This window comes from Actinotignum timonense, assembly GCF_900155575.1.
Taxonomy (GTDB): domain Bacteria; phylum Actinomycetota; class Actinomycetes; order Actinomycetales; family Actinomycetaceae; genus Actinotignum; species Actinotignum timonense.
Map to the genome: position 1 here is coordinate 1,793,097 of NZ_LT706966.1, position 19,854 is coordinate 1,812,950.

Consider the following 19,854-nt stretch of genomic DNA (forward strand, 5'->3'; position numbering starts at 1 on the left):
GCATCGTTACCGCACCGCCGCGGTCACGTGTTTTTCGATGGTAAAGATAAGCAGGTAGATGCTGATGGCGGCGGCGGCCATGACGACGATGACAGCGAACATCCCGGTGATATCTCCGGTGGGTTGGGCGCGCGAAAGTTCGGTGCCCAGGCCCGCTCCCCCGATGATCATTTCGCCGACGACGGCGCCGGTGATGGAAAGGGTGAATCCGGTGCGCAGGCCGGCCAGGATGGAAGGCGCGGCCAGGGGCACGATGATGGGGAACAGGAGGGTGAGCCCAGCGGCGCCGTCGAGCCGAGCTGCGGCGATGACGTCGCGGTCGATAGCGTGCACGCCCACCGAGGTCGAGACGATAATCGGGAAAATCACCATGATGGTGCAGAGCACGACGATGGAGGGCATCCCGTAGCCAATCCACACCACGAGGAGCGGCGCAAGGGCCACTGCGGGGACGGCTTGTGAGGCGGCGAGGAAGGGTTGGAGTGCGCTGTTGAGGAGGTGCCAGCGGGCGAGGGCGATGCCGAGGGGAATTCCGAGGAGGGCCGCCCAGGCACAACCGGTGAGGGCCGCGGTGAGGGTGTTGGCCAGTGCGCTGAGAAGGTAGGGCGGGTGGTCGCCGATTCCGAGGAGTGCGGTGGCCAGGCGCTGCCCGACCGCGCCGGGTGTGGGAAGGAGATGTTCGGGCACCAGGTGGGCACGCGTGACCACCACCCAGAGGAGAAAAACCGCGAGGAGAGAAAGGGTGGCGGGTACCCACGCGGTGCGAGGCGAGCGCGGGCGTGGGTGAGAGTTGCGGCGCACAGTGTTCACGTCCTGGTTCCTGACCTTCCCGATGGCCGGGAATGATGAAACCGGGAGACGCTGACGCCGCGGCACACCGAAATAGAGTAGCCGAAGCAGGGCTTGGAGCCCTTCGATGCGCCTCCCATCCGGACTGTTACCGTCGGTTGGGGAATTCCACCCCATCGGCCACGTGCGTGGTTCGCGGACTGTTACCGCCGGTTCAGACTTTCACTGACCCCGGTGCATCGTGTTCTATATTAGCCCTTCGGGTGCTGGCGCGCACCCGTGGTTAATTTGCGGCGTGCTGCAACGTGCGTGTGCTTAGTTTTCTGCGTGCAGGCGCGCGTCCCTAGATTGAGGCGTGCTGGCACGCGCCCGCGGCGAGTTCGCGGAGCTTCTCCACTTCGGTGTAGGCGTCCTCCGCGCGGAATACCGCCGATCCCGCCACGAAGTTATTGGCTCCGGCAGCCGCAGCCTGTTCGATGGTGGAGCGGGAAATGCCGCCGTCTACCTGGATCCACACGTCCAAGCCGGCTGCTTCAATTGCGCGCCGGGTGCGGGTGACTTTCGGCATCATCGTTTCGATGAAGCTCTGCCCGCCGAATCCCGGTTCCACGGTCATGATGAGGATCATGTCGAATTCGTTGAGGATATCGAGATACGGCTCGATTGGGCTGGCTGGTTTGAGGGCGAGTCCGGCGCGGGCGCCCTGCGCGCGCAGTTCGCGGGCGAGGCGCAGCGGGGCTTGGCAGGCTTCGGCATGGAAGGTGACGGAGGCGGCTCCTGCCTCAGCGTAGGCGGGGGCCCACCGATCCGGGTTCTCAATCATGAGGTGCGCGTCCAGTGGAACACTGGTTGCCTGCGCCGCCGCCTCAAAAATGGGCAGGCCGAGCGCGAGGTTGGGGACAAAATGATTGTCCATAATATCCACGTGCACGAAATCGGCGTTGGAGATTTTCTCCAGTTCATCAGCGAGATGCCCGAAATCGCAGTTGAGGATTGAGGGGGAAATCTTCACGTCCATGATGGTCCTTTCAAGAGCGCCGCGCTGCGGGCGCGGGGGCGGTTGCGGGTTTGAGGATGCGTGCCATGTACATGGCGTCCGTGTGATGGATATCAGGCCAGAGTTGCACGGTCATTCCGCGGGAGGCGACCGGGCGCAGGGCCCGCCGGTTCGCGGTGACGGTCACGTCTCCGAGTTCCGCTCCTTCGGTGCGTTCCAGGAAGGCGGAGATGACGTCGCGGGTTTCCGCGAGTACCGGAGAGCAGGTGGTGTAGAGCAGCAGTCCGCCGGGGCGCAGGGCCCGGTAGGCGGAGTCGAGGAGTTCGCCTTGGAGTTGCGTGAGTGCGCCCAGGTCGCTTTCTTTTTTGCGCCACCGCGCTTCAGGGCGACGACGCAGCGCTCCCAAGCCAGAACATGGGGCATCCACGAGGATCCTGTCATAGCTATCCGGTTCCTGAGCGCCAATATCCCGCCCATCGCCTTCCCGCAACGCCACGGTAGCCGCCCAGGGTGCAACGTTTTCTTCCACGAGATCGAGGCGGTGAGCCTGGGGTTCATTCGCGAATACCCGGGCCCCGCGCCGGGCCGCCGTAGCGGCGATAGTTGCGGTTTTCCCGCCCGGGCCGGCGCACATATCCAGCCAGGATTCATCCTTCCCGGAAATGGAGGACTCGGTAACAACAGCGGAGATCAACTGTGAGCCCTCATCTTGGACGCCGGCGACCCCGTCGCGCACGGGCCAGAGCCGATGCGGGTCACCGGAGGCTAGCAGCACTGCGCTGGGCACCAGGTAGGGATCTTCCCACGTCATTTTGGCACGTTCAATCCGGGCTTTGAGGTGCTCGGGTGAGATATTGCGGCAGGCCAGCGCCACTTTCGCTGGCGTGTTATTAGCTTCGAGAACGGCTTCTACTTCGGTTGAGCGCCCAGCGGCCGCGAGAGAGGCTTCCAGCTGGCGCACAATCCAGCGTGGGTGGGAATGCCAGACCGCCAGGAATTCTTCCCGGGATGCGGTGCTGTTTTCGATAATTCCGCGCCAGGCATCCCGGCGCTCGGAGACTCGGCGCAGCACGGCATTGACGAAACCGGCGATTCCCTGCCCGAGTTCATTGCGGGCTAGCGCAACTGTTTCGTTAATGGCCGCGTGGGGTGGTGTTTTCAGTTCGATGAGCTGGTAGCAGCCCAGGCGGAGCAGATCGAGGGCACCCGGGTCAATTTCTGCGAGGGTACGGCCTTGGGAGCAGCGGGCGATCATGGCATCCCAGCGGCCTTGAAGCCGCAAGGTCCCGTAGGCGAGGTTGGTGGCGAAGGCGGCGTCGCTCCGATTGAGGCGCGCCCGGCTGACCATGCCCGGGAGGATGAGATTAGCGTAGGCATCTTCGGTATGGACTGCCCGCAGTGCGTCATAGGCAACGAGGCGGGCGTGGTTCGATGACTGGCGGCGTGGTACCCAGCCGGCGGGGCGCTCATTCATGCTGGCCCTCCTTCACCTCGGCATCGAAACGGGTGTGCTCGGCCAGCCGGGCGCCGTTGAGCCAGGCAGAGGCCTCCATATGTGCTTTGCCAGGCGGGGCAACCCGCAGTAACTGGATTGTTCCTTCCCCGCAGCCGACCACGCCGCCCGGACCGATTTCGCCCGGTGCCAGGGTCACGCGTGTGGCGGGGGCTTCGGGTGTTTCGGGTGTTTCAGACGTTTCGGGCGCAATGACGCGCACCGATTCGATTTTGAAGCGCTGCCCGTTGAGAGTGGTCCAGGCACCGGGGGCCGGATTGGCGGCGCGGACGCGATCCGCGATGCGCTGGGCGGGCCACTCCCAGTTCACCCGCGCCCAGGAAGAATCGAATTGCGGGGCGAGGGTCACCTCCCCGCTTTGAGGCTGCGCGTGGGCGCTGCCGGCGGCAATGGCGTGGAGGGTATCGCTCAACTGGCGCGCCCCGGATTGTGCCAGGCGGGCGAGCAGCTCTCCAGCGGTTTCCTCAGCCCCGATCTGAGTGGCTTCACTCGCGAAAACGGGGCCGGTATCCAGGCCTTGTTCTATCTGGAAGACGCTGGTTCCGGTGGTGGTATCCCCCGCGGCAATCGCGTAATTGACTGGCGCTGCCCCGCGCCAGCGCGGCAGGAGGGAGAAGTGCAGGTTGAGCCAGCCGTGGCGCGGCACGTTGAGTAGCGCGGGCGGAATAATGAGCCCGTAGGCAACCACCGCGACGGCTTCGGGAGCAAGTTCAGCGATCTGTTCCTGAATCGCGCCGTCTTTCAAGGTGCGGGGAGTGAGCACGGGAATACCTAGTTCTGTTGCCGCGCGGTGTACCGGCGAAGGTGTGAGCACCCGTTTGCGACCCTGGGGTGCCGGGGCGCGAGTGAGCACCCCAGCGATATCGAAGCCTTCATCATGCAGTAGTTGCAAGGCCGGGACTGCGGTCTCCGGTGTTCCTGCGAATAATATTCTCACGTGTCAATCCTACCTAGTTCTTTTCTGTGCCTATCTCATCCGGGCTCGTTACAGGGGCGGATTGACCTGTAAACGCAGTGAGCCGCCCAAGCGTTGGGCGGAGTAGGCGCCGTAGGTTTTTCGTGCCTGCCGGGTCAGGGTGATTCCGCGGGAGAGTTCTGCCCGGGCATACACAGTGATTTCTGCCGGGCGCGCCCCCGGCACCGGGCCAAGCAGGACGATTCCGGAGGCTAGCTCGAAGGCTCCTCCGGTAAGCAGATCAGCTTCTGTTTCTTTCCCGCTCTCCGGCTGCCATTCTTTGGTACCGGTACCGGGGGAAAACTGGGTGAAGAGATGCTCACCATACGCATCCTGGGCACTTTGCGTTCCCTGCGTACCGCGCGCCCCGGCCGCGCTTCTCACAGCCGCCGCGACTTCCCCGCGATTGAGCGCGGCGCGCAGCATGGCAAGGTAGGTACGCACATCCCCACTGGCCCCGGTGATTCCCACCCAGGTTGCGGTGGGAGGCAAATCCAGTTCGGCCCGTTGTTCGAGCAGCTCAGCGGCATATTCGCCCAATTCCCATCGGGCGATCCGGTTGAGGAGTTCAGGTGGCGCTCCCCCGGCTACCAACATATGGCCGCCTTCTCCCGCGCAGCGCACCCGGGCCGCGACCCGCGCGAGCACCCGAATAAAACGCGTTTCAGCACCCAGGCCTTCCCCGAGAAGGTAGCGTGCATCCAGCACCAATGCAGCGGCGAATCCACCTTCGGCTTCCGGTTCCGCACCCGGGGTTGCTACCACGATCCGCGGGCGCTGGGAGACCTTCCCAATAATGCCCTCCGGGGAGTGGGCTCCGGAGAGAATAATGCCCACCCCGGGGAAAGCCCGCCCGATTTCTTCTGCGGTGCGCGCTGAACCAATCCGGATAGCTCGCAGTTTCCCGTTGTGGCAGTGCTGGCAGCGCCACGGGTGGACCCGCACCCCGCACCGTTGGCATTGCAGAGGATCATGCGGCCTGCCCTGGGCCAAGTTCCCTCCGCAGATCGCGCATAGGGCACGCTCCCCACAATAGGCGCAGCACAGTGCCGGGATGTACCCGCTGCGCGGCACCACAATAAGAACCGGGCCATCTTCCAGGGCCCGCCGCAGAATAGGGAACGCTGGTTGGGGAAGGCGTAAATGATCCGCTTCTCCCCCGGGCCACTGGTGCGGGCCGGAAATATTCGGAAGCGCGGCGCGGCGCGCTGCCGCGGTACCATCCAGCAAGGTGATGCGGTGTTCGGATAGCAATTGCGCGCATTCTTCACTCACATAGGGTGAGAAAGCGAGGAACGCAGCGTTTTCCCGCCGTGCCCGTTCCAGTACCACGTCACGCGCGGCCAGATAGGGCGCGCGGATATCCCGCAGGGTGGAGGCGGCATCATCCATGATGATGGCAAGCCCCAGGTCAGTGAGCGGTGCCCAGGCGGCCCCGCGGGTGCCCACTACGATACGTGATTGCCCCGAAAGCACGCTCAAAAAAGCACGGTAGCGTTTTTCATGCGATTCTTCGGAGACCATGAGGGTGGGCTTTTCCCCCACCCGGGTAGCGAGGGTAGCTAGCAGCGTTCGTGCCGCGCGGGTGGTGGGAACAACCAGGAGGACGCTACGCCCGGCGCGCCGCACTGCTTGCACGGCCCGAACCAGGAGCTCTACTCCCCCGGCGGGCCCGGGTAGCGCAGCCATGCAGGCCCGCACGGCTTTCCCGGCCCCGAGCGCCGCAAGGAATTCCGGCCCACCCCGATAGGCTTCCCAGGGCCCCGGTTCAGGAGCCGGGCGCGGGCTGGCCAAAGGAATAGCCTCCTGGGCATCGGCCAAGAATTCTTTCGCGGCGCGCGCGTGCCGTTCCGGGATAGCGGCCCGCAAAATATCAGCAACCGTTCCGGCGTATTTATCGGCAAGAGTGCGGGCAACCGAGTACACCGATGCGGTGAGAACGGGGTGTTCCGAGACTACTCGGTACAGGGGGCGCAGCCGCCCGCTGCCTTCCGTGGTGGCATCCCGGGCAACGATGAATCCGCCCACCCGTTGCGCACCGAGATCTACCACCACCCGGGTTCCCACCCGGGCACTATCCGCGAATTTTTCGGGAATAAGGTAGTCAAATACCCGGTCCATATGGGGTTGGGAATGAAGCACATGAACATGCGCCACGGGATTGGGCACCTTGGAGCGCACGCGGGTGCGTGCAGGGCGCGCCTCAAGCAGGGCGCCCTGCTCCCCCATGAGGGGGAGGGCATCGAAATCAAAGAGTGTGCTCTCCATGCAACCTAGGATATCCCGGCCCTACGACAGAAAAATCCGCCGCGAAACTTCAGGGCCTAGAGACCTCAGATATCTGAGATACCTCAGGTCGCCCTACCTCAGTCATCCCTAGATAGAGCGGAGAAGTTCTTCAACCCGATCCGTTTTCTCCCAGGTGAATTCGGGAAGTTCCCGCCCGAAATGACCGTAGGAAGCCGTCTTCGCGAAAATGGGGCGCTTGAGTTCCAGGGCGTCGATAATCGCCGCGGGGCGGAAATCGAAGACCTTCTGAACCGCGTTTTCGATGCGGCCCAGTTCTTCTGTTTCCGTGCCGAAAGTATCCAGGCGCACGGATACCGGGTGGGCGCGCCCGATCGCGTAGGCCAGCTGGAGTTCGCACCGGGAAGCGAGCCCGGCGGCAACCACATTCTTGGCCGCCCAGCGCGCCGCGTAGGCCGCGCTGCGATCCACCTTGGAGGCGTCTTTACCGGAAAAAGCCCCACCGCCGTGCCGGGCCATCCCGCCGTAGGTGTCCACGATGATCTTGCGGCCGGTCACTCCGGCGTCGCCCATCGGTCCTCCCACCACGAAACGCCCCGAGGGGTTAACGAGAAGCGAGAATTTATCGGTATCAATATCGATATTTTCTTCTTCGAGGACGGGTGTGACCACGTGGTCGCGCAGGGTTTCCGTGAGCCAGTCACGCTGCACATTTTCATCGTGCTGGCTGGAGATGACCACGGTATTGAGGGCCACGGGCCGCGCGCCTTCGTAGTCAATGGTGACCTGCGTTTTCCCGTCGGGGCGCAGCCCGGGGACCACGCCTTCGCGCCGCACGAGTGCCAGGCGTTCGGCAAAGCGATGGGCGAGCAGAATGGGCGCGGGCATAAGCGTTTTGGTTTCATTGCAGGCGTACCCGAACATGAGGCCCTGGTCTCCGGCGCCCTGCAGGTCGAAATGATCGTATTCGGATTCCTGGCTTTCCCGCCGTTCCAGGGAGGTATTCACGCCAGCGGCAATATCCGGGCTTTGCTCATCGATGGAAATCGTCACGCCGCAAGAATTTCCGTCAAAGCCGACCTGCGAGGAGTTGTACCCGATCCCGGTCACCACATTGCGGATAATATGAGCGATATCCGCGTAGGCATCCGTGGTCACTTCACCGGCCACGTGCACCAATCCCGTGGTCACCATGGTCTCCACGGCGACGCGCGAATTCTCATCCGACGCGAGCAGCGCGTCAAGAATGGAATCGGAGATGAGGTCACACACCTTATCGGGGTGTCCTTCCGTGACCGATTCGGACGTGAACGGTTGCCGGTAATGCATCGTATCCCCTCGCTATTTCAAACTATTTCGTCAGTATTAGTCACCAGCGGCTGGCAGGTAAGGCAAGCCTTATTCTATACGCGCTCGGTGGTGAAGTGATCGGCTATAAGGCCCGCAATGATAACAGCCATCTGGGCTTTGGTGCCCGCTCCGCTCGCGATGATCTCACCCGCTGGCGTGACCACGGTGATCTCGGTAGGTACCTCGCCGAATCCTGCTTTCTCCCCCACCCGGTTGATGACAAGTAAATCAGCGCCTTTGCGCCGCGCTTTTTCCCGTCCGTAATCCAAGACGGTTCCGCCCGCGTCCCCGGTTTCCGCCGCGAAACCCACGATGAGCTGGCCAGTCCGGCGCCGTTTATGTGAAATATCAGCCAAAATATCGGGGTTTTCCACCAGTTCGACAACGCGCGTGCCGCTGCCGTCTTTTTTCTGTTTGCTCGCGGCGGTTTCGGCCGGGCGGAAATCTGCCACCGCCGCGCTCATGACCACGCCATCCACATCCTTCACCCGCGCCAGAACCGCTTCGTGAAGATCGCGTGCCGAACTGACCGGAACAATCTCAGCTCCCGGAGCAAGTGCGGTAATATCGCGGCTTACATGGGCCGCTAGCACGGTGACCTGCGCGCCGCGCTCTAACAAGGCGCGCGCAATTTCCAAGCCGAAGCGCCCCGAGGAGCGGTTGCCGATAAAACGAACCGGGTCGAGAGCCTCGTGAGTACCGCCCGCGGTAACGAGAATATGCCGCCCGCGCAGCGACACGTGCTCAGCAGTATCCTGCATGGCGCGCGTTTCCGGGTTGTCGCCGGTGAGGATAGCCCAGGCGTGCGCGAAGATCTCTTCCGGTTCGGGCAGCCGCCCGGGCCCTGAATCCGCCCCGGTGAGGCGCCCGGTGGCGGGTGGAATAATATGCACCCCGCGTGCCTGGAGCACCGCAATATTTTCTTGAGTGGCCGGATGTTCCCACATTTGGGTATGCATCGCCGGTGCCATGACGACCGGGCATTGCGCCCCCAGCAAGGTGTTGAGGAGGAGGTTATCGGCTATGCCTGCCCGGGCTTTCGCGACGGTATTCGCAGTTGCCGGGGCAATCACAATGAGATCGGCTTCTTTTCCGAGCCGAACATGCGCGACTTCATCAGCGTGTTCGCTGGTGCGCACCAGAACGGGATGGTGGGTGAGAGCTTCCCACGTGGTGGCCCCGACCATCTCCAGGGCGGCCGGGGTGGGAATAACATGCACATCCGCACCGGCTTTCACAAAAAGCCGGACGAGGTAGGCCGCTTTATAGGCGGCGATACCTCCGGTCACGCCGATAACGACGCGCGGCGTGTGCTCTACTTTTCGTCCAGCTGCCATTCGAGCTTGTCCTCGGCGATTTCACGCAGCGCGATGGACAGGGGCTTTTCTTCCGGTTCCGCCGAGACAAGCGCACCGTAATGCTCGATATTGCCGTCCCCGCGCGCCATTTCCTGCTTGTAGGAGTTGATCTGACGCGCACGATCCGCTGAAAGCACGCACAGCGCGTACTTCGAGTCAATCTTTGCGAGAAGATCATCAATGGGCGGGTTGGTAATACCTTCGGGTTCCGGAACAGTTCCGAACATGTAGTTCCCTTCTGGATAAACGTGGCACCGCGTGCGGGTACCACCGTGAAGCTTCGGCCTTTTATTCTAACGCTTTGGGGCGATGAGGTCGAGGATTTCGCCGGTGGCACGTGCCACGGTGTCATTTACGACGACGGCGTCAAACTCCTCCTGCGCAGCTAATTCGCCACGGGCGGTTTCCAGGCGGCGGTCGATGGCCTCCTCGGTTTCGGTACCGCGCCCCCGAAGCCGCGCCTCAAGTTCTTGGAACGACGGCGGGGCTAGAAAAATCTGGAAAGCTTCGGGCAGCGACTGGCGAACCTGGCGCGCCCCTGCCAGATCGATTTCGAGAAGCGGAATTTTTCCCGCTGCGTATGCTTCCAGCACGGGTTGGCGCGGGGTTCCGTAACGGTGCTTCCCGTGGACAACGGCCCATTCGAGCATCTCCCCGCTTTCCACGAGGTGATCGAAGTGTTCATCATCCACGAAGAAGTAGGATTCCCCTTCGCGTTCCCCCGGGCGAGGGGCGCGCGTGGTGGCAGAAATGGAGAGCCAGATGCGCGGCTCCCGCTCAAGGAGCTGCGCAACCACGGTTCCTTTCCCTACCCCGGAAGGGCCGGCAAGCACGCAGATACGGCGATGATCCTCAGGTGTCATGACATTTATTCTGCCACAGCCCTACGACACAATTTTCGCTCGCGTTTTTCTGTGCCGGCCGCCGGGAGTAGTTGAGTCCTGCCCGGGCTCAGCCTTTAACCGAAAAGCGCGATGAGGGCCGCGGTTTGATGTACACCCAACCCGCGCACGCGCCGGGAAGGAGCGATCCCAATATCGGCCATGGCCCGCGCGGCCTTGGCTTCACCGATACCGGGAAGTGCCCGCAGCAGCACACTGGCGCGGGTGCGCGCAACGACCGGGTCATCACGCTGAGCCAAAACCTCCGAAAGGTGCAGCTGTCCGGATTTCAGTTGCTGCAAAAGTTCCGCGCGGCGCCGCCGTGTTTCGGCGGCCTTATCCAAAGCGGCGAGACGCTGCTCCGGAGTAAGTGGTGGTACCTCCACAGTGTCCCCTTTCTAGCGCATCAGATATACCCTGGTGCTCATAACAATTCCGTCAACATCAGTCACGGCGACGCTGACGCTACGAAACTTCTTCGTCTTGTTAGTAGCGTAGAGCGAAATAGCGCTAAATAATATAAGAAGCCACGCCCTTGTTTTTTTATAAAACCATCGCGGCAGGTCAGCGCCGCGGCTTGTGACGAAGTTCGCGACCAGTAGCGGCGTCCGGGTAGGCTACAGCCATGGAAACGACCCGGATTGACGTGTGGCTATGGAGTGTGCGCCAGTGCAAAACCCGCTCGCTCGCCACCTCCGAATGCAAGGCTGGCCACGTGCGCATCAACGATGAACCGGTCAAGCCCGCCGCGAAAGTCCGTGTCGGTGATGTGGTGCGCTACCGGGTGGAAGGTTTTGATCGGATCCTCAAAGTTACCGGAATTATTACCAAGCGGACGAGCGCTCCGCTGGCCCGGGAAAATTACGAGGATCTCACCCCGGTGCGGGAGAAAGTTTATCTGCCGGTGATGCGCCGCGATCCTGGTAGCGGCCGCCCCACGAAGAAAGAACGGCGCGAACTCGACCGCCTTTTCGGCCGCAATTCCAATTACGGCCGCCGGTAACCCCGCGGATCCCGGGGATGCACAACTATCGTGGCCTATAGGACACCAGGGGCTGCGTAACGAAATTTCACATGCACAAAATGGCGAGTTTCCGTGAGATTTTCACGGAAACTCGCCATGAGGTACTGGTTGTCAGAGAAACTCTTATTCTTCTACGCCAACTTCGCCGGCTTCGGGAGTATCCAACTGGCCGGTGCGGATAGCGGCGATGAGGCCCGCCTCATCGGATTCCGAAGGCTCGCTTTCTTCGCCAGATTCCACCGCGCTAGCGGCGTCGTCGTTCTGAAGAATGGGTGTGCTGCCGCTTTCCTCACGTTCGCGGATATCGGCAGCCTTGTTGAGCACGCCCATCACGAAACCGACCGAGCGGTCCGTGGAGAATTCGCGCACTAGGTTGGTCCACTCCACGATCACGGCACCGCGGAAAGTCCCCAGGTACATGAGTTCGGCAACCGCACCGCGCAAAGCGCTGCGATCCACCGCGTTCATGCGCTCGAGCGACCAATCTTCCGAGGAGGCCTCAATGAGGGTATCCACCTGCGAGATTTGCTGCGCGTAAGCGGTCACGATCTGCGAGCCGAATTCCCCGATGGGAACCTGGGCCGTGGAGACACGCTGGCGTTCGGCAAGGAGCTCGAGAATACCCGCTTCCGAGGTGATGTTCTTTTCATCAGCTTCGAAAAGCACATCCAAGGCGCGATGGCGCTGGGTGGAACGGCCCGTGGACCGGCGTTTCTTCTGTTTAGCCATTAGTCGTTCGCCCGGGAAATGTATTCACCGGTGCGCGTATCAACCTTAATCTTGTCCCCAATATTGAGGAAGAGCGGCACCTGGAGTTCGTAACCCGTCTGCACCGTGGCCGGCTTGGTGCCCGCATTCGAGCGGTCGCCCTGAAGACCCGGTTCGGTTTCCGTCACTTCGAGGATCACCGAAGCCGGCAGTTCCACGAACAGCACATTACCTTCGTGGAAAGCGACGATGGCCTTCTGGTTTTCCAGCAGGAAGTTCGCGAGATTGCCCATAACTTCAGCGGTGACGGGAACCTGTTCGTAGGTATCCTCATCCATGAAGATGAAATCGGTGCCGTCATGGTAGAGGTACTGCATATCGCGGCGGTCCACGGTGGCGGTTTCGACCTTAATGCCCGCGTTGAGGGTGCGATCCACAGTTTTGCCGGAGAGGACATTCTTCAGCTTGGTCCGCACGAAAGCGGGGCCCTTGCCCGGCTTGACGTGCTGGAACTCAACAACCTGCCACAGCTGGTTGTCGAATACCAGGACCATGCCATTCTTCAAATCATTGGTTGTTGCCACAAGGTATCCTTTCAGAAATAGTCCTCCCCAAGTTTACACGGGGAGTTTCATCTTTGCGACGCACACGCCTCCAAAGCCGCGCGGATCCGGCGTACCACCCGGTGCGGGGAGCCCCCGTCGGAGGTCACCGTCACGCTGGCGATATCGCGGTAGAGCGGAGTGCGTTCCCGGTCCAGTTCGCGCAGCCGCGCCGCCGGATTATCCTCGAGGAGCGGGCGGCGGGTGCGTGATCCGGTAATACGCCGCACCAAAATATCCATCCGCGCTTCGATAAGAACCACGGGATAGCCGCGCAGTGCCCGGCGGGTGGCCTCACTCAAAATAGCGCCTCCCCCCAGGGAGAGCACGCCGTCAAAATCCGCGAGAGTGCGCGCGATAATATCGGCTTCCAGCCGCCGGAATCCCTCTTCCCCTACCGTCTGGAAAATCTCCGGGATGCTCTGCCCGGTTTCGCTGACGATAAGAGCGTCCGAATCGGCGAAAGGAAGCTCTAGATCCTTGGCCAGCAGCTTTCCCACGGTCGATTTGCCCACTCCGGGCATCCCGACCAGCACTGCCCGCACGCTCATCGGCGTTCCTCCGGGATGCGGTTCAGGTAGGCGTGCACCGCCGCTTGGGTATCACCGAGGGTATCCCCTCCGAATTTATCCTGGAGTGCTTCCGCGAGTACCAAGGCCATCATCGCTTCGCAGATAACCGCTCCGGGAACCACGGCGGTGGCATCGCTGCGCTGGTGGAGCGCGGTGGTGGCTTCCCCGGTTTCGGTATCGATAGTACGCAGGGCCCGCGGGACGGTAGAAATCGGCTTGAAAGCAACCCGTACCCGGATCGTTTCGCCGTTGGACATGCCGCCTTCGATGCCACCCGCCCGATTGGTCAGGCGGTGCACGCCATCTTCCGTGCGGACAATCTCATCATGGGCCTGGCTGCCGGGCCTGCTGGCGGTGGCGAATCCGTCCCCGATTTCCACGCCTTTGACGGCTTGGATCGACATCATGGCGCGGGCCAGTTCCGCATCAAGACGCCCGTAGGGGGTTGCGTAACTGCCCAAGCCTTGCGGCACGCCGTAGGCAAGAATTTCGACGACGCCGCCCAGGGTATCCCCCGCGCTTTTCGCCCGATCAACTTCATCCATCATGGCCTGCGCCGTGGCCTCATCCAGGCAGCGCACCGGCGAAGCATCGAGAGCCGCGGCATCGCCCGGCCCCGGAACGGTATCCGAAGTGTCACTCACGGAGCCGATGGCTACCACCCGGGAAAGAATGGTGATTCCGGCGCTTTGGTTCGCGTACTCGCGGGCGATGGCACCCAGAGCCACCCGGGCCGCGGTTTCCCGGGCCGAGGCGCGTTCGAGGACATTCCGAGCATCGCTGTGATCGTATTTATTCATGCCGGTGAGATCGGCGTGCCCGGGCCGGGGCGCGGTGAGGCGCTTATTACGGGCAAGTTCTTGGCTATCTCCCCGCCCGGCATTACGCAGCAGGGCTTCGGGTGGGACCGGATCAACGGACATGACCGCTTCCCATTTGGGCCATTCGGAATTCTCAATAACGAGGGCAATGGGTGAACCGAGGGTGGCTCCGTGCCGCAATCCGGTAAGAACGTGCAGCTTATCCTGTTCGAATTTCTGGCGGGCACCGCGACCGTAGCCGAGCCGGCGGCGGGCCAATTGATCGCGAATGGTATCCGAACTCAGGCTCAGGCCCGCCGGGATCCCCTCGATGAGTGCCACGAGGGCTGCTCCGTGGGATTCCCCCGCTGTTGACCACCGAATCATGCGCCGTCCTTCCCCGTTCCTATGTTCATAGGTCCCGCTACCCGTTCTGATACCAGATGAGTAAGCGGTTCCGTTCCGCCCGCTGTAGCCCAGTGCTACCGGGATGCAGGCGCCTACCTATCCTAGCCCGGCAAGCCAGGCGAGGGCGCCACCGCCCATGAGCCACGGCCCGAGCGGCACCGCATCAGCCAGGGTGAGCCGAGCGCTCAGCACCCGTACCGCGGCAAAGATACCCGCGCCCAGCACACTGAGGAGTAGGGTGAGCCCGAGCTGCGGGCCCGTCCACCATCCCAGCACGATAAGCATTTTGACATCACCCCAGCCGAGCTGGGCGAAGCGATGCGCCACGTAGCCGCCCAGGCCGGCCACGGCTCCGATAGCGAGATCCTCCCACTGCCCGCGCAGCGCTATCCCCGTGAGGGCAGCTCCCCCGGCCGCGGCCAGCAGCGGATCGGGAAGGAGCTGCACCCGCGCATCCACCACCGCGGCAAGCGCCAGGAATGCCCCGCACACGCCCTCACAAAGAAGCGCAAGCGCACCGGCGCCTAAAAGTGTTCCGGCCGCCAGGAGCGCGCCAGCAGCGCCAGCAGCACCAGCATCACTAACCGGGCGCCCACTGGCAAGCGCACCTACCGCGCGCGACCATCCCAGCCCTGCCCAGCACAGGCTCAGGCCCAGCAGGAGCACGACCGCTACCGGTGGGCTGAGGGTACCGCGCAGGATGCGCTCGCGAGAAAAGAAGGTCATGCGCTCAGATTACGGATGACCCAGCGCCTCAACCAGCCCCAGCTTGCCCCCTGTGGATAGCACCGCCATTTGGGCAACCTGGGGATAAGTACCGGCACCGCCGAATCGGCACGTGCCAAAGCAGCTTGCGCCGTCGTACCTATACGCGGCTGCGCTAATGGTCCTTTTTCTCTCCGTCCGGATGCGCGGCGTACCACTCGCGGAATTCGGCCTGGAAACGCATCTGTTCCTCGTAATCGGCCGTGAACTTCGTTTCCCCGGTTTCCAGATTCACGGTGGTGAAGTAGAGCCAATTGCCCTCGGCCGGATTGACGGCCGCTTCAATGGCCTCCACCCCGGGTGCCCCGATAGCGGTGGGCGGTAGGCCCTTCACCCGGTAGGTGTTATAGGGATTATCCGCGTCCAGTTCGGCCCGGGTGGGTACCCCGCCGGATTTACCCACCCCGTAAAGCACGGTGGAATCCATCTGGAGCCGCCCGGCGACCTCCGGGGCGTTATCCCCGAGCCGGTTCTCGATAACCCGGGCAACTTTCGGATAATCAGCCGGGTGCCCTTCACGTTCCACGATAGAGGCCGTGGTGAGCACCGCCTGCCACCGGCTCCGCTCCGCACCGCTAGCTTCCAGGCGCCCCACCTGGACCTCCACCATCTGCTGGAGTGCCTCGGTCACCGTGGTATTCGGGTCGAAATCATAGGTGGCGGGCGCCAGCCAGCCTTCCACATTCCCGCCGGCTTCCGCGGGCAGCCCGAGAGCTGCGGCGTCGTTCATCGCATCTTCGACCACGCCAACATCGATATCCATGAGGTTGCCGAGCCGGTCCCGCACCTGCCATTTTGTGAAGCCTTCGGGAATCGTCACCTTAATTGTGGCGGCATTGGCCGGGTCCAGTAGCGCGGATAGCGCGGCCGATGCGGACATCTGCTCGCGCAAGGTATAGGCCCCGGCCTGGATACCCGTGGAGCGCGGGTCGCGGGAAAAGACATCAATAAATGCGCCTTCGGTGGCAACAATATTTTTTTCGGCGAGCACCGCGGCGATCTGCCGCCCGGTGGCTCCTTCCGGAATCCGCACCACGACCTGGCCGGTTCCTTCTCCGCTGTAATCGCGCACGGTATCGGAGCTGTGGAGCAGGCGCGGGAAGAAAATAACAGCCGCCGCGGTGAGCGCGGTGACAAGAAGAACAGTAATAATTCCGGTGGTGATACGACGGCGCCTACGCAAGCGGGCCCGCTCATTGCGCCGCGCCGCGGCTCGGCGCCTCGCCTCCGCGGCATTGCGGCCTTCTGAATTTCGCCCCGATGAGCTGCGCCCGGCCGGTACCCGCCCGGAGCTTCCCCGCCCCTGCGAGCCGCGCCCGTGCGGATGGTTTCCGCGCGCCGTGCCCCGCTGGGAGCCGCCCCGTAACTCGCCGCTTCGCGACGCCGCGCCGCGCAACTTGCCGCCTCGCTGCGAGCCAGCCCCGTGAGACCTCCCCCGCGCACCCGATTGGCGACGGCGCGGGGTATCGGCGTCGTCCGCACTCAAGCGGTCAAAAACGTCACTCATTATCGCCTTTCGCTTCGCTTTGCGCTTCGGTTGTCGCCGCCACGAGTTCGCCGGCAGGTGCGCCGGTGAGCCGCTCTGCTTCCAACGCATTATTAAGAATAACGGTCGCGGCAACCTGGTCAACAACGGCGCGGTGGCGCCGCGAGCTGCGCCCCGCCTCATGCAGCTGTGCGTGGGCGGCCACGGTGGAGAGGCGCTCGTCGAATAGCCGCACCGGCACCGGAGCGATACGCCGGGCTAAACGCCGCGCCCACCTGCGCGAATACCGCGCGGAGGCCCCTTCGCTCCCATCCATATTGCGCGGCAAGCCCACGATCACCTCAATGGCGCCACGCTCGCGCACCTCGCGAGCAACTTCACTCACGTCCGTGCCGTTCGCCGGGAGCGTGGCGACCGGAGTGGCGAGGATACCGTCGCTATCGCAACTGGCCACGCCGGTGCGTGCCCGCCCTACATCCACTCCGATCCGTACGCCTCGCCGCATTAGCCGCGCAGCTCCGCTTCCAGAACCGCGAGGGCTTCATCCAGCTTCGTCACGTCCGAGCCGCCGCCCTGCGCGAGGTCCGGCTTACCGCCGCCGCCCCCGCCCAGGATCTTCGCCGCGCGCGAGACCAGCGCCCCGGCCTTCATCCCGGCACTGCGCGCCGCTTCGGACGCCGCCACCACGATGAGGGGCCGCTCATTGCTAATCCCGGTAATAATCACGATGAAATCATCGGAAGGGGCCAGCCGCCCGCGCACTTCCGTGGCGAGCACCCGCAGGTCATCCGCGCTTTCTACCACGCCCAGGTGAGCGCGGTAGAGGGTGCGATTGCCCAGGTGCACGCCCTGGGAAATAACCGTGTCCACCTGCCCCACAATATCCTTCTGGCGCAGCGCCGCGATTTGCTTTTCGGCCGCCTTGAGCTTGCCGAGCATGGTGTCGATACGCTCGGGGAGTTCCTCCGGGCGCACCCCCATCATCGCGGTGAGCTGGGAAACCAGGGCGCGTTCGCGCGCCCCCTGCGCGTAGGCGCTTTCACCCACCAGCGCGTCAATACGGCGCACCCCGGAACCGATGGAGGATTCACCCAGCACGGTAATCATCCCGATTTCCCCGGTATTCGCCACATGGGTGCCGGCGCAGAATTCCCGCGACCAGGCATCATCAATGGAGACCACCCGCACGATATCGCCGTATTTCTCCCCGAAGAGCATCTGCGCCCCGAGTTTCTTGGCTTCTTCAATCGGGTATTCGGCCCACGTGACTTCCAGGTTGTCCTGGAGGCGTTCATTGGCGCGTGCTTCGATCTGCGTCATCACATCCACCGGGATTTGCGAACCGTGCCGGAAGTCGAAACGCAACCGCGAGGGAGCATCCTCGGAGCCGGCCTGGGTGGCCTGCTCACCGATGAACTCGTGGAGCACCTTGTGGATCATATGGGTCGCGGTATGCGCCTGGGCAATCCGATGGCGGCGCAGAGTATCGATCTGCGCGTGCACAATATCGCCCACCGCGATGGTCCCTTCGGTCAGCGAGCCGCGGTGCACATGCAGTCCCTTGACGGGCGCCTGCACGTCAACGACGTCGAACATCCCGCCCCCGGCCACGCTAATGGTGCCGTGATCGGCCAGCTGCCCGCCCATTTCAGCGTAGAAGGGGGTCTTGTCCAAAATAACATCGGCGTCGGAGGGTGCGCTCACCGCCGGCACCGGCACCCCGTTTTCGAGGATGGCCACCACGCGCGCTTCCGCGGCTTTCTCGAAGTAGCCGAGGAAGGAGGTGGGCCCGCCCTGCGCATCGAGAATCTCATGGTACACGTGGGCATCCACGTGCCCGGTTTTCTTCGCCTGCGCATCGGCCCGCGCGCGTTCGCGCTGCTCGGTCATGAGGGCCCGGAAGCCCTTTTCGTCCACGTCCACACCCTTTTCGGCCGCCATTTCCAAGGTGAGATCAATGGGGAATCCGTAGGTGTCATGCAGGGTGAAAGCCGCCGAGCCGGGAATAATCACCTTGCCGGTATGCGGCGCGCTCTTTGCGCTATCCACGGCCGCCGCGAAAATCTGTTCGCCGGTGGCCAGGGTGCGCCGGAAGGCGGCTTCTTCTTCCACCGCCACCTGGCGAATCTGCCCGAAGTTTTCCTCCAGATCGGGGTAGGACTCCTTCATGGCGTTCTTCGAGGTTTCCACCAGGTCGCCGAGGACCGCGGCATCCACCCCGAGCAGGCGGATCGAGCGGATGGCCCGCCGCATGAGCCGGCGCAGCACGTAACCGCGTCCGTCATTGCCCGGGCGCACGCCGTCGTTAATAAGCATCATGGCCGAACGTACGTGGTCGGCGATCACGCGCATGCGGACGTCGTCTTCTTCGTTCGCGCCGTAGGTACGCCCGGTGAGTTCCTGGGTGCGGGCAATAACCGGCCAGACCTCATCGGTTTCGTACATATTATTTTTGCCCTGGAGCAGGAAGGCGATACGTTCCAGGCCCGCGCCGGTATCGATAGCGGTTTGGTCCAGCTCCCCGAGCAACGGGTAGTCCTTTCCGGAGCCTTCCCCGCGCCGGTACTGGTCGAAAACGAGGTTCCACACTTCCAGGTAGCGGTCCCCGCCCGGGTCTACGGTTCCGCCCACGGCGTCCGGCCCGTATTCGGGGCCGCGGTCGTAATGGATTTCCGCGCAGGGGCCGGCCGGTCCGGGCTGGCCCGTGGACCAGAAAATTTCTTCCCGGGTCAGTTTGACGATATGGGCCGGATTGACGCCCACCTCAACGAGCTTGTTGAAGGAGACCTCATCTTCTTCCCAGATGGTCACCCACATCCGCTCGATTTCCAGGCCGTAACCGCCTTCGTCCAGCGGCGCGCACAGCAGCCCGAAGGCCAGGTCGATAGCGCCTTCCTTGAAGTAGTCCCCGAAGGAGAAATTGCCGCACATTTGGAAGAAGGTACCGTGCCGCGTGGTTTTGCCCACGTTATCGATATCATTCGTACGAATGCACTTCTGCACCGAGGCTACCCTCGGCCACGGAGCTCGCTGGGTTCCCACGATATAAGGAATGAAGGGAACCATGCCGGCAATCGTGAACAAAATGGACGGATCGGGCGACACGAGGGGCACGGACGGCTCAATATGATGGTCGTGCTTCGCGAAGTAATCCAGCCAGCGCCGGCGAATCTCAGCGGTGCGCATACGTATTTGTCTCCTTATGACTTATGTGGCCGAGCCGGCCACGCACCTATGGTACAGGCTCTCCCGCCCGCTATTTTCGAGGCACGGGCGGGAGTGGCATATTTTTTACGACGACGCCGCGGCTGCCTGCGTGGGCACTGCAAGCAGCGGCGGGCATCGCTGTCACATAGCTACCAAGCTACGAAATAAAGAAAGGGCACACCTTTCCGGGTG

Annotated in this window: 18 protein-coding genes, 1 pseudogene and 1 riboswitch; of the genes and pseudogenes, 1 reads left to right on the plus strand and 18 read right to left on the minus strand. The window is 63.0% G+C overall.

The features are described 5' to 3' along the window. Positions 1-6 precede the first annotated feature (6 nt). From CZ322_RS07605 to mihF, 10 genes and pseudogenes are all read right to left on the minus strand, one after another. On the minus strand, positions 7-810 hold the full coding sequence (locus CZ322_RS07605; protein ID WP_087070812.1) for an ABC transporter permease: 804 nt from the start codon (positions 808-810) through the stop codon (positions 7-9). Between the two features lie 103 nt (positions 811-913). Beyond that, positions 914-1,032: riboswitch (FMN riboswitch) on the minus strand. Positions 1,033-1,132: 100 nt separating this feature from the next. Beyond that, complete coding sequence (rpe, locus tag CZ322_RS07610) at positions 1,133-1,807, minus strand: ribulose-phosphate 3-epimerase (RefSeq protein ID WP_087070813.1); 675 nt, start codon at positions 1,805-1,807, stop codon at positions 1,133-1,135. 10 nt (positions 1,808-1,817) lie between these two features. Then, a complete protein-coding gene (locus tag CZ322_RS07615) occupies positions 1,818-3,260 on the minus strand; it encodes an RsmB/NOP family class I SAM-dependent RNA methyltransferase (protein WP_087070814.1) in 1,443 nt (480 codons plus the stop codon). After that, positions 3,253-4,236, minus strand: coding sequence for a methionyl-tRNA formyltransferase (gene fmt, locus CZ322_RS07620; RefSeq protein WP_087070815.1), 984 nt, complete (start codon positions 4,234-4,236; stop codon positions 3,253-3,255). Before fmt ends, CZ322_RS07615 begins: the two co-directional genes overlap by 8 nt. Positions 4,237-4,284: 48 nt before the next feature. Next, complete coding sequence (locus CZ322_RS07625) at positions 4,285-6,522, minus strand: primosomal protein N' family DNA-binding protein (protein WP_087070816.1); 2,238 nt, start codon at positions 6,520-6,522, stop codon at positions 4,285-4,287. Positions 6,523-6,630: 108 nt separating this feature from the next. Continuing rightward, the gene (metK, locus tag CZ322_RS07630; protein WP_087070817.1) at positions 6,631-7,830 is read right to left on the minus strand and encodes a methionine adenosyltransferase; all 1,200 of its coding nucleotides are present in this window, start codon (positions 7,828-7,830) and stop codon (positions 6,631-6,633) included. A gap of 74 nt (positions 7,831-7,904) precedes the next feature. Further along, a complete protein-coding gene (gene coaBC, locus CZ322_RS07635) occupies positions 7,905-9,188 on the minus strand; it encodes a bifunctional phosphopantothenoylcysteine decarboxylase/phosphopantothenate--cysteine ligase CoaBC (protein WP_087070818.1) in 1,284 nt (427 codons plus the stop codon). Beyond that, a pseudogene (gene rpoZ / locus CZ322_RS07640) lies at positions 9,188-9,436 on the minus strand (DNA-directed RNA polymerase subunit omega); the annotation flags it as partial. The pseudogene rpoZ and the gene coaBC, both read right to left, overlap by 1 nt. A gap of 66 nt (positions 9,437-9,502) precedes the next feature. Further along, positions 9,503-10,072 carry a guanylate kinase gene (gmk, locus tag CZ322_RS07645; RefSeq protein WP_087070819.1) on the minus strand — a complete coding sequence of 190 codons (570 nt, stop codon included), beginning with the start codon at positions 10,070-10,072 and terminating at the stop codon, positions 9,503-9,505. 95 nt (positions 10,073-10,167) lie between these two features. Further along, positions 10,168-10,476: an integration host factor, actinobacterial type gene (gene mihF / locus CZ322_RS07650; protein WP_026429388.1), complete on the minus strand. Its 309-nt coding sequence runs from the start codon at positions 10,474-10,476 to the stop codon at positions 10,168-10,170. Between the two features lie 239 nt (positions 10,477-10,715). Between mihF and CZ322_RS07655 the strand changes: the two genes are divergently transcribed. Continuing rightward, positions 10,716-11,093 (plus strand): RNA-binding S4 domain-containing protein, encoded by a 378-nt coding sequence (locus tag CZ322_RS07655; RefSeq protein WP_087070820.1) that lies wholly within the window; start codon positions 10,716-10,718, stop codon positions 11,091-11,093. Positions 11,094-11,237: 144 nt separating this feature from the next. Here the strand turns inward: CZ322_RS07655 and CZ322_RS07660 are convergent, their stop codons facing one another. From CZ322_RS07660 to alaS, 8 genes are all read right to left on the minus strand, one after another. Further along, on the minus strand, positions 11,238-11,843 hold the full coding sequence (locus CZ322_RS07660; protein ID WP_026429390.1) for a transcription antitermination protein NusB: 606 nt from the start codon (positions 11,841-11,843) through the stop codon (positions 11,238-11,240). Next, positions 11,843-12,406: an elongation factor P gene (efp, locus tag CZ322_RS07665; RefSeq protein WP_016442826.1), complete on the minus strand. Its 564-nt coding sequence runs from the start codon at positions 12,404-12,406 to the stop codon at positions 11,843-11,845. The genes CZ322_RS07660 and efp overlap by 1 nt, the downstream gene beginning before the upstream one ends. A gap of 47 nt (positions 12,407-12,453) precedes the next feature. After that, a complete protein-coding gene (locus CZ322_RS07670) occupies positions 12,454-12,975 on the minus strand; it encodes a shikimate kinase (RefSeq protein ID WP_087070821.1) in 522 nt (173 codons plus the stop codon). Next, complete coding sequence (aroC, locus tag CZ322_RS07675; RefSeq protein WP_087070822.1) at positions 12,972-14,183, minus strand: chorismate synthase; 1,212 nt, start codon at positions 14,181-14,183, stop codon at positions 12,972-12,974. The genes CZ322_RS07670 and aroC overlap by 4 nt, the downstream gene beginning before the upstream one ends. Before the next feature lie 117 nt (positions 14,184-14,300). Further along, a complete protein-coding gene (locus CZ322_RS07680) occupies positions 14,301-14,930 on the minus strand; it encodes a prepilin peptidase (RefSeq protein ID WP_087070823.1) in 630 nt (209 codons plus the stop codon). Between the two features lie 154 nt (positions 14,931-15,084). Further along, positions 15,085-16,476: an endolytic transglycosylase MltG gene (gene mltG, locus CZ322_RS07685; protein ID WP_087070824.1), complete on the minus strand. Its 1,392-nt coding sequence runs from the start codon at positions 16,474-16,476 to the stop codon at positions 15,085-15,087. Beyond that, on the minus strand, positions 16,469-16,960 hold the full coding sequence (gene ruvX / locus CZ322_RS07690; protein ID WP_087070825.1) for a Holliday junction resolvase RuvX: 492 nt from the start codon (positions 16,958-16,960) through the stop codon (positions 16,469-16,471). The genes mltG and ruvX overlap by 8 nt, the downstream gene beginning before the upstream one ends. Next, on the minus strand, positions 16,960-19,641 hold the full coding sequence (gene alaS, locus CZ322_RS07695; RefSeq protein ID WP_087070826.1) for an alanine--tRNA ligase: 2,682 nt from the start codon (positions 19,639-19,641) through the stop codon (positions 16,960-16,962). Before alaS ends, ruvX begins: the two co-directional genes overlap by 1 nt. Positions 19,642-19,854 lie beyond the last annotated feature (213 nt).